The following is a 10,113-nucleotide window of genomic DNA, read 5'->3' as shown; positions in this document are numbered from 1 at the left end:
CAACCTGCCGCCCGCGGGCGACAAGGCGTGGCTCGAGGTCGGCGAGTACCTGCGCGGGCAGGGGGTGCCCGCGTGACCCCGGCACCACACCGGCTCGTACTGACAGCCGGCGAGCTCACGTATCTGGTCGAACGCGCAGTTGTCGAACTGCCGCCCGCTTGGATGTCGTCCGCTGACATCGGCCCTGCCGAGGCGGGGCTGATCAAGAAGCGCGTGGTCGACGGGGTGGGCGGCGAGGTGCATCGGTCGGTGGTCAAGAATCTGGAGATTCTGGCGTTGCCGATGGTCATGCTGGACACGGTCGCGGCGATCGACGGCCAGGGGCTGCACAGCGTGCACGCGATCTCCGGTCCGTTGGGGGCGTCGTTGTTCGAGCTGGGTGACGGTGCGGTGGAGATGTCGATGTTCGCCTCGGCGGATCTGGGCAAGGAACTGATCCGGGCCGTTCCACCGGAGAGCCAGGACACGAACGCCGGGATCGAGTCACGCCTGGGCGGAGGCGGACCAGAGCAGGCTCCTTTGCGTGGTCGGCTGCCGCTGGCGGTGTTGCAGGAGATGGGCGCTGCCCGGCTGTTTCGGGATGCCGACCCCGGCGGTCCAGCCGCCGTGGTGGCGAGGTTGAACTTGTCCGGCGGCGAGGCGGCACTCGCTCAGCGGGTGGCGATCGAGACAGATGGGGCGTTGCGGTGTCTGGTCGTCGGTCGTAACGGGATGACGTCTCAGGTCAGCTGGGTGCACACCGACGGCGGCTGGAGCGGCCTCGATCCGGAGCCGGACGGCTCCGGGCGTCGGATGGTGCGGCTGGAACCGGCCGCTCGTAAGGATCTGGGCACGTGGGTCGCCCCGGCTGTGGCAGGAGCGCTGTAATGCCTGAGGACATGACGGTCGGGATTGCCCCGGTTTCCGGTATCGAAGTCAGCGGTGGCGCCGGCGGGTTCCGGGCCAAGGGCGAAGATCTCGTGGCGATGAGCGCCCTCACCGATGAGGTTGCCGGTGACACGCTGAAGACGGCGTTGGCCGGGCACAAGTTCCTCGCTGAGCCGGACGTGCTGGCCTCGGCTCTGCTGAACCCGTCCGGGGTGGCGAAGTTCGAGGCGGCCATGGCCACGGCGCTCGACGGGCCGACCGGTCTCACCGCGACGTCCGCGGCTATCGGCCTACGCGGCGATGCGCTTCGCGCCACGAAACTGGCCTATGAGGCCGCGGATGAGCTCGCCGCCAGAGGACTGGATGCCTCGCGATGGATGGCGGGTCTGGCGGTCGCTTCGGTACCGGGCGGTACTGTCGTGGCCGCGCTGGGGTCGGGCACGGCGATCGCCGCGGACGTGTACGCCAACTACGACGGCGACTGGCAGAAGTGGCTGGTCGATCACCCCGGCATGGTCGACACCCTGATCGGCATGTCACCCGGCATGCTGTCCTCGCTCGGCGTGCCCGTGGACCTGGCCACCACGTTGGACCTGCTGGCCGCGACCTACGCGGACGGCACAGCGGAACTCGATCCTGTCGCGAGCCACCCCGACACGGCACCGCACAACCTGCACGACATCTTGCTGGGTCTGGACGAGCGCAACAGACCCAGGAACGCGGAACCGAGCAACATCGACGTCAGGGTCGTCAAGGACGCCAACGACAAGCCGATCGGCTACATCGTGGACATCCCAGGTACCAAGGACTGGAACGCGCCCTGGGATCCCAAGAGCGCCAACGACTCCGGTGTCAACATCGACGCGATGGCGGGCAACCGAACCGTGCTGCAGCAAGGCATCGAGAAGGCACTGCACGAGGCCGGTGCGCAGGGAACCGGTGTCCCGGTGATGCTCGTCGGTCACAGTCAGGGTGGCATCGTCGCCGCCCAGTCCACCAACGACCTCATCTCGGGCGGGTACAACGTGACGCACGTGGTCACCGCCGGATCCCCGGTCGGGCGAATCGACATCCCCGGCAACGTGCAGATGCTGTCGCTGGAGAACAAGGGCGACATCGTTCCGCACCTCGACGCCAGCGACAACCCGAACATCGCGAACCGCACGACAGTCACCTTCGAGAACCAGACCGGCTCTGTGGGCGGTAATCACGACATCGGTGGCTACCGGTACGACGATCAGAATCCGGACAAGCCGCGGGTCGACCAGAACTACGTCGCGGTCGCGGGACAACTCGACCAGAGTTCGGATCCGTCGGTCCGGAGGTTCCTCGACAGTGCGGACGTGTTCACTCAGGGCGGGCCGAAGTCGACGACGCTGACCTACCACGTCCGGCGGGAGGGAGTGAATTGAACGTGTCAAGGCGCCTGATCGGTGTGGTGGGCGGGGTCTTCCTGTTGATCGGGCTGCTGACCGGATGCAATGTCTTCGTGCAGTACTACGAGGATGTGGACGAACTCGGCAAGAAGATCGTGGCGGACTGGAAAGGGCAGTCAGAGGTAGCCGATGCGAGTTATGAGTACGTGCACGGCGTCGACTCCGGCCAGCAGCTGAACCTCAAGGTCATCGTCCGCGCGGAGTCGGCTTCGAACGAGGTCGTCGACAAGCTGAAGGACATCGCCAACCGCGACTACTGGCAGAGCACGGCGTACGACCGCCAGATATCGCCGCAGTTCGTCGCCTACTCTTCGGACAATCTGCCGGTAGAGGGGAAATGGGAGCTCGCCAGCCCGATCGGCAAGGGCGGCCTCGGCGTGCCCGAGAAAGTCGGGTTGGAGAAGTACGGCCCGAGGCCTGCGAAGAGGTGAGTGGACGATGACTCCGGACGAATGGCTGGCCGACTTCGAGGCCAAAACCGCGGAACTGCAGCGCAACGCGGTCGCGTTCCGCCGCAACCTGGAGGCAGCGGGGCAGACGGTCACTTCCGAGGACAAGGCGTTGACCGTGACGGTGGCGCCTAACGGTGCGCTGCTCGACCTCAAGATCGCACATAACCCGGACCTCGCCGCGAGCATCATGGAGTTGGTGCGGCAGGCAAGGGAAGGTGCCGCGGCCAACGTGCTCGGCGAGTTCCGGAACGCGGTCGGTGGACAGGCAGGACAGCTCGACACCGATGTGTCGGTGCCGGCGTTCGGTACTCCTGAACCGCGGAGGCCCGTGCCGCGGCCGGTCGAGGACGACGACTTCAGTGACAACTCGATCTACCGGCGACCTTAGTGGTTGTGCAGCGGGCGGCCCTGTGTCACCGCGAACCGCGAGACGGCAACGTTGAGATCAAGGCCGATCAGAGCTCGGATCCGCCTGCTCGAAGGCTTCGCGATCTGTGCAGCGTCTCGCTGGAGGTGAACCGCATTGACTCCGATCGCGGGTGCCGGGCGGAGTACCGCCGCGTCATCTCAGCGCGGGGCACATAGTTGTTGTCGAGGTCGCCCTCGCGGCGGGATCGCATGATCGCAGGTAGATGCGTTGTTCGCCGACCTAGCGCTGGTTGCGTTCGTCGTCCATATCCGGTGATCCGCAGCCCTTGACCGCCATGCGCGACTCGTCGGTCTCCACGACGTGGATCACGCGCTGGAACGAATGATCGAGCCTCTTGCCGAACGGCAGACGTGTTCCCACTGGCGTGCCCCTCGTGGAGGTCGTGCACGAGGCGCGAACGACCTCACGGCCACGCCCGCGGAGCACGTAGGCGAGGTCGTCAGCAGGCACTGTCTTGCCCAACCCGTTGGCGCCATCGACGGGTCGGGCAGCGGGCTCTGCCGATCCCTGGTTCCCGCCGCGTCGCACCACCTCTGCGTTGAGCCGAGTGGGAGCAAGGTTCTGCAGGCTGTCTGTTGGCGTTGTTAACAGATTGAGTGGGGAGTGGGATGGTGATACCGTGTACTTCTGTTACGTGCGGGGGCGTCGTGACGACGTAGGGCGAGTGGGCCGTTCGCGGTCGACGAGTGCGGGAGGGTGGGAGTGTGAAGCCGGAGATGGACCTCGTGGCTGGCCGGTTCCGGCTGACGGCTGCGATCGGCAAAGGCAACATGGGCAAGGTGTACTGCGCGGAAGATCTGGAGAGCGCGGACCGGGATGTTGTTGCCGTGAAGCTCGTCCTGCGCGGCCGATCAAGTGCGGTGCTCGTCCCTGGATTCGACGAGAAGGCCGTTCGGCGGTTCGAGCGCGAGGTCCGGATCATGCGCAAGCTTGATCATCCCAACCTTCCGCGCTTGGTGGCTGGTGGTGTCGACCAGCTTCCTTATCTGGCGATGGAGCTGTTGGACGGCCGCACGCTTCGCGATCTCGTGGACGAGCATCCGCAGCTGCCTGTCTCCTGGGTTGCGGCGATCGGCGCGCAGATTGCCGATGGTCTCTCCGCAGCGCACGCGGTGAATGTCGTTCACCGTGATCTGAAGCCGGCCAACGTCATGCTCGTCCAGGGCGGCGGTGTGAAGGTCCTCGACTTCGGCATGGGGCGGATCGTTGATGATGCCGAAGACGGGAAGCTGACCAGCAGCGGTGTCACGGTCGGTACGGCTAGGTACATGGCACCTGAGCAGTTCGAGGCCGCCTCCGTCACCCAGGCGGCCGACCTGTACGCGCTGGGTTGCGTTTTGTTCGAGCTGTTGAGCGGTGTTCCACCGTTTCACAGCGAATCCGCGCACGGGCTCGGTCAGAAGCATCTGAAGCAGCAACCGCCGTCGATCAAGCTCATGCGCTCGGACACGCCGGAAGCGCTGGCGCTGCTGATCGAGAAGCTGTTGGCGAAGAGTCCTGCGAGCCGCCCATCCGACGCTGTCGCGGTTCGGGAGGCGTTGTTGCCACTCGCGGTGGGCGATGAGGGAGTTTCCGGCTGGGATTCCCTGAACCCCGTCGCTTGGCTTGAGGCGAGGCGCGGAGCGGAGCGCGTGAACGTGACGTCCGCATCCAGTGCGCTGGTGAAGACATCCGGAATGGACGTCTTTGCAGTGCACGAGAAGTTGATCGCCGACTACCGGGCTTTCACCGAGGGCGGCACGATCATTCGCGACGATGAGATCGCCGAGTTCGTCCGGCAGGACCTGGACAGCAAGTCGCAGTGGCCGGACCCGTGGGTGTCGTTGAACCCGTTCTTCGCTTCCGGTGGAACGGTGCTCGAACTGGTCAGCGATGGCGTGCTGCACAGCGAATGCGCGCGGATCTTCCAGGCTGGCAAGACTGAGAGTGGCACTGTGTGCGACGGTCGTCCTCTGACCCTGCACCGTCACCAACGCGAAGCGATCGACATCGCGGATGCGGGCCATTCCTACGTGCTGACCACAGGAACTGGGTCCGGCAAGTCGCTCTCCTACATCATCCCGATCGTCGACCGAGTGCTCAAGGAGCAGGCTGAGGCGGGACCACCCGCACGCAGGCGGGTTCGCGCGATCATCGTGTACCCGATGAACGCCCTGGCCAACAGCCAGCTCAAGGAGCTCGACAAGTTCCTGCTCGACGGCTACGGCAAGGGTCACGAGCCGATCACCTACGCCCGCTACACAGGCCAGGAAACCGACGAGCGCCGCAAGGAGATCCGCGACAACCCGCCGGACATCTTGCTGACGAACTACGTCATGCTGGAGTTGATGCTCACCCGACCGGACGACCGGAAATCGCTGATCAGAATGGCGAAAGGTCTGCGGTTCCTGGTTTTCGACGAGCTGCACACCTACCGTGGCCGGCAAGGGGCTGACGTAGCGCTCTTGATCCGCAGGGTTCGTGACGCGTGTGAAGCAGACGGGCTGCAGTGCATCGGCACCTCCGCCACCATGTCGAGCGAAGACACGTTCGACGATCAGCGGAACGTCGTCGCCGACGTGGCCACGATGCTGTTCGGCGCCGAAGTGCGACCAGACAACGTCATCGGCGAGACGCTTGTGCGCGCCACCAGTGGTGACGATGGCGCTGTTCCGATCGGACGGCTTCAAGCACTCGAACCGCCACGCGCGTATGCGGACCTCGTGACCGATCCTCTCGCCTCCTGGATCGAGACGCGCTTCGGGCTGCGAACAGACACCACCGGTCGACTGGTCCGGCAGAAGCCCGCCAAGATCGAAGACGCTGCCCGCGAGCTCGCCGACGCGAGCGGGCTCAGCGTGAGTGTCTGCAAGGAAGCGATCCAGCGGACCCTCAAGGCGGGCTCGGAGGCCCGGCATCCGGTGACGGACCGTCCGCTGTTCGCGTTCCGGCTGCACCAGTTCCTGTCGAAGGGCGACACCGTCTACGTCACGCTTGAAGACAAGGCATCGCGCCACCTGACTCGCGACTACCAGCGCGTGCTGCCCGGCTCTGACGGCAAGATCCTGCTGCCGCTGGCATTCTGCCGCGAGTGCGGGCAGGAGTACCTGACCGTGTGGCGGACAGTCAAAGACGGCACGGTTCGCTACGAGCCCAGGCGAGACACCTCGGCAACGGGTGGACGTGCGGGCGACGGCTACCTCTACTTCGACGCGGATCGGCCCTGGCCCACCACCACGGATCAGGCGATCGACGGTCGCCGGCTGCCCGAGTCCTGGCTGGAAACGGATGACCACGGCAACGAGCGCGTGCGTGAGTCGTATCGGCCGAGGCTCCCGATTTCCGTCAACGTTGATCCGTACGGCAAGGAGGTGACGGCCGGGCTCGCTGTCGCGTTCATCCCGGCGCCGTTCCTGTTCTGCCTGCACTGCTCAGTCAGCTACGAACAGACGCGGGGCAAGGACTTCGCCAAGTTGGCCACCCTGGACCAGGAGGGACGGTCGTCAGCCACGTCCCTGGTGTCCGCGTCTATCGTCCGCTCGCTCAAAGCCGTCCCGGAGGAATCGCTCAGCAAGCGAGCGCGCAAGCTGTTGACGTTCGTCGATAACCGTCAGGACGCGTCGCTGCAGGCGGGGCATTTCAACGACTTCGTGCAGATCACGCAGTTGCGCGGGGCGTTGTACCGCGCGGTTGTGGCCGCAGGGGATGCGGGCGTTCGGCACGAGGAACTGTCGTCACGGGTCGCTGGTGCGCTCGGCCTCACCCCGGCTGACTACGCGAAGGGGGCTGACGACCTCGCCCCTGGGTTGCGCACCCGTGCTGCCAAGACGTTGCAGGACGTCATCGCCTTCCGGCTCTATCTCGATCTTCAACGTGGCTGGCGGGTCACGATGCCGAACCTGGAGCAGACCGGACTGCTCCGGATCCAGTACGAGGACCTCGAGTGGCTCGCCGGCTCGAACGACCGATGGACCGGCACGCACCCGAGCATCCGTGACGCTGAGCCGGACCGCCGAGCGGAGATCCTCCGCACCCTGCTCGACCACCTGCGCCGCAACCTCGCCATCGACGTGCAGTACTTCCGCGATGATTTCGACTCCCTGCAGCGTGCCAGCGAGGAGCGCCTCGTTGATCCCTGGATCTTGTCGACGAGCGACCAGCCGCAGGTGGGAACGGCTTTTCCAGGGAGTTCCCGGCCGGGGATGAGCCGGTCCAGCCTGTTCGTGTCCGGCCGCGGAAAGTTCGGCAAGTACCTGCGTCGTGAGCATTTCAAGGGCCTGTCGACGGACGATGCCGCGCAGGTGATCGAGCAACTGCTGGAACTGCTCGCCGAAGCCGGGCTCGTCGAGCGAGTCGACGTTGCCCCGCAACGCTCCGGGCGGTTCCGGAGAGGTACGGGGTCGAGCGCCACCGGTTACCGTGTCGCGGCGAGAACCCTGATCTGGCAGGCCGGAACGGGGGAAACGGGTTCGCACGACCCGCTGACCCGCACCTATGCCAGCGGGGACGGCCCAAGGGTCAACACCTTTTTCCGCGATCTGTATCGAGAGGCCGGCAGTGCGCTCAGCGGTCTGGCCGCTCTTGAACACACCGCGCAGGTCGATCCGGAAAGGCGCGAGCAGCGCGAAGAGGCGTTTCGCAGAGGCGACCTGAAACTGCTGTACTGCTCGCCGACCATGGAACTCGGTGTCGACATCGCCGAGCTGAACGCCGTCATGCTGCGCAACGTTCCGCCGACTCCTGCCAACTACGCGCAGCGCAGTGGCCGGGCAGGCCGGTCGGGCCAGCCCGCGCTGGTCACCACCTACTGCGCCACCGGCAACAGTCACGACCAGTACTACTTCCGCCGCTCCGACCGGATGGTCTCCGGCATCATCACCCGGCCTCGACTGGACCTGACGAACGAGGACCTGGTGCGCTCGCACGTGCACGCCATCTGGTTGGCCGAGTCGGGACTCAAGCTGGGGCGGGCGATTCCCGACATCATCGACATCAGCTACCGCGAGGACACCCGCCTTCCCAATCCTGAGCTGCGCCTGCACGACGACATCGATGCGGGACGCCGTGACCCGCAAGCACAACGCCGTACCGTCGAGGCGGCGCATCGCGTGTTCGGTGCGATGCGAGCTGAGTTCGCCGAGACTTCCTGGTGGCATCCGCAGTGGGTCGAGGAAACCGTGCGTGTCGCAGGTGAACGGTTTGACGAGGCGTTCGACCGGTGGCGGCAGCTGTTCAAGGCCGCTCTGGTCGATCAAGCAGAGCAGAACCGCCGAGTGCTCGACCACACACTGTCCAAACGCGACCACGACATCGCCAGTGCCCGGCGACGCGAGGCGGAGACGCAGCTCAACCTGCTCAAGAACGACACCGCCGACAGCAAGTCGGTGTTGTCCGACTTCAACCCCTACCGCTATCTCGCCAGCGAGGGGTTCCTGCCGGGCTATTCGTTCCCTCGGCTCCCACTCGCTGCCTACGTGCCCACCTCAGGACGTCGCTTCGGTGACGGTGACTACCTCCAGCGGCCGCGTTTCCTGGCCATTCGCGAGTTCGGTCCAGGAGCGCTGATCTACCACGAAGGAAGCCGGTACCAGGTCACCCGGATCCAGCTGACGCCCGACGCGAGCGGTGACCTGGTCACCACGAGTGCAAAGCGCTGTGGTGGCTGCGGTTACCACCACGACGTCGTGGAGTCGGCCAGCCGATGCCAGATGTGCAACGAACCGCTGAGGGAGAACACGACCGGCCTTCTGCAGCTCCACACGGTGTACACCCGCAAGCGCGAACGGATCTCCTCGGATGAGGAGGAGCGGCGCCGGGCCGGTTTCCGCCTGGTGACGTCGTACCGCTTCCACGATCACGGCGCCCGTCCTGGGCGGAGGGATGCTCTGGTTTCGGATGCAGACGGCCAGATCGCAACGGTGATCTACGGGGACTCGGCAACGGTGCGGATCACCAACGTCGGCCGGGTGCGTGCGCGGGAGGACGAACCGCCGGGTTACTGGCTCGACCCCGCGGACGGTCGCTGGCTGAACGAACGTGAGGCCGGTGAAGCCTCCGGGGACTCCAGCGAGCTACCGGTGATCGACAGCGACGGCAACGAGAAGCGACACAGGAAGCGGGTCATCCCGTACGTGGAGGACCGCCGGAACGTGCTGGTCTTCAAACTCGCCGAGCCGCTCGACGAGCCGGTCGCACTGTCCTTGATGTACGCGCTGGAGCGCGGCATCGAGGCCGAGTTCGAGCTGGAGGACTCGGAGCTGACCAGCGAGCTGCTCCCGCCTGATCAGGGGCCGCGCGAACGGTTCCTGTTCACCGAAGCGGCGGAAGGTGGTGCGGGCGTCCTGCGGCTGCTGCAAGCGGACCCCGATGCACTTCGGCAGGCGGCAGCCAGGGCGCTGGAGATCTGCCACTTCGCTCCGGACGGCACAGACCTCGGTGGCCCGCACCCGGAACGGCTCTGTGCGCGAGGCTGCTACGAGTGCTTGCTGACCTACGGCAATCAAAGCAGCCACGGCATGATCGACCGCCATTCAGTGCGCGCTTTGCTCCTGAGACTTGCCGGTGCCCGTGCGGAGGCGACTGGCAGGGGTGAGTCCCGAACCGAGCAGTTGGAGCGGTTGTCACAGCAGTCGGAAACCGGGCTGGAGCAGCGGTTGATCACCTGGCTGAAGGAGCACGGCCTGAGGCTTCCCGACGAAGCCCAGCCGTTCATCGCCGAGGCGCTCGCACGGCCTGACTACGTCTACCGGTTGCCCGGCGTGAACGTGGCGGTGTTCGTCGACGGCCCCGTGCACCAGTACACCGAGGTCGCGCAACGCGATGCGGAGGCAGAGAACCGCCTGGAAGATGCGGGTTGGGATGTGGTCAGGTTTCCCCACGACGGCGACTGGGCCGCCATCGTGAGTGAGTGCGAACGCTACTTCGGCCGCATCGCGGGCGTTTGACGACG

The 10,113-nt window shown here is 65.8% G+C and carries 6 protein-coding genes; 5 read left to right on the top strand and 1 reads right to left on the bottom strand.

Annotated elements, in window-relative coordinates:
- The first annotated feature begins 72 nt into the window (after nt 1–72).
- The 4 genes from ACWEIJ_RS44655 to ACWEIJ_RS44640 are packed head-to-tail and all read left to right on the top strand — an operon-like array spanning nt 73 to nt 3,143.
- A complete protein-coding gene (locus tag ACWEIJ_RS44655; protein WP_449843365.1) occupies nt 73–867 on the top strand; it encodes a hypothetical protein in 795 nt (264 codons plus the stop codon).
- Nucleotides 867–2,279 carry a lipase family protein gene (locus ACWEIJ_RS44650; protein ID WP_449843364.1) on the top strand — a complete coding sequence of 471 codons (1,413 nt, stop codon included), beginning with the start codon at nt 867–869 and terminating at the stop codon, nt 2,277–2,279. Before ACWEIJ_RS44655 ends, ACWEIJ_RS44650 begins: the two co-directional genes overlap by 1 nt.
- 2 nt (nt 2,280–2,281) lie before the next feature.
- Nucleotides 2,282–2,734 (top strand): hypothetical protein, encoded by a 453-nt coding sequence (locus ACWEIJ_RS44645; protein WP_449843363.1) that lies wholly within the window; start codon nt 2,282–2,284, stop codon nt 2,732–2,734.
- A 7-nt stretch (nt 2,735–2,741) separates the two neighbouring features.
- Nucleotides 2,742–3,143: a YbaB/EbfC family nucleoid-associated protein gene (locus ACWEIJ_RS44640; RefSeq protein WP_449843362.1), complete on the top strand. Its 402-nt coding sequence runs from the start codon at nt 2,742–2,744 to the stop codon at nt 3,141–3,143.
- A gap of 261 nt (nt 3,144–3,404) precedes the next feature.
- Here the strand turns inward: ACWEIJ_RS44640 and ACWEIJ_RS44635 are convergent, their stop codons facing one another.
- Nucleotides 3,405–3,545 (bottom strand): hypothetical protein, encoded by a 141-nt coding sequence (locus tag ACWEIJ_RS44635; RefSeq protein ID WP_449843361.1) that lies wholly within the window; start codon nt 3,543–3,545, stop codon nt 3,405–3,407.
- A 344-nt stretch (nt 3,546–3,889) separates the two neighbouring features.
- Here ACWEIJ_RS44635 and ACWEIJ_RS44630 point away from each other — a divergent pair, with 344 nt between their 5' ends.
- A complete protein-coding gene (locus tag ACWEIJ_RS44630) occupies nt 3,890–10,108 on the top strand; it encodes a protein kinase domain-containing protein (RefSeq protein ID WP_449843360.1) in 6,219 nt (2,072 codons plus the stop codon).
- Nucleotides 10,109–10,113 lie beyond the last annotated feature (5 nt).

This window comes from Lentzea sp. NPDC004789, from assembly GCF_053601075.1.
Note: the sequence above shows the minus strand (reverse complement) of the source record. Positions and strands in the feature narration are given on the sequence as shown.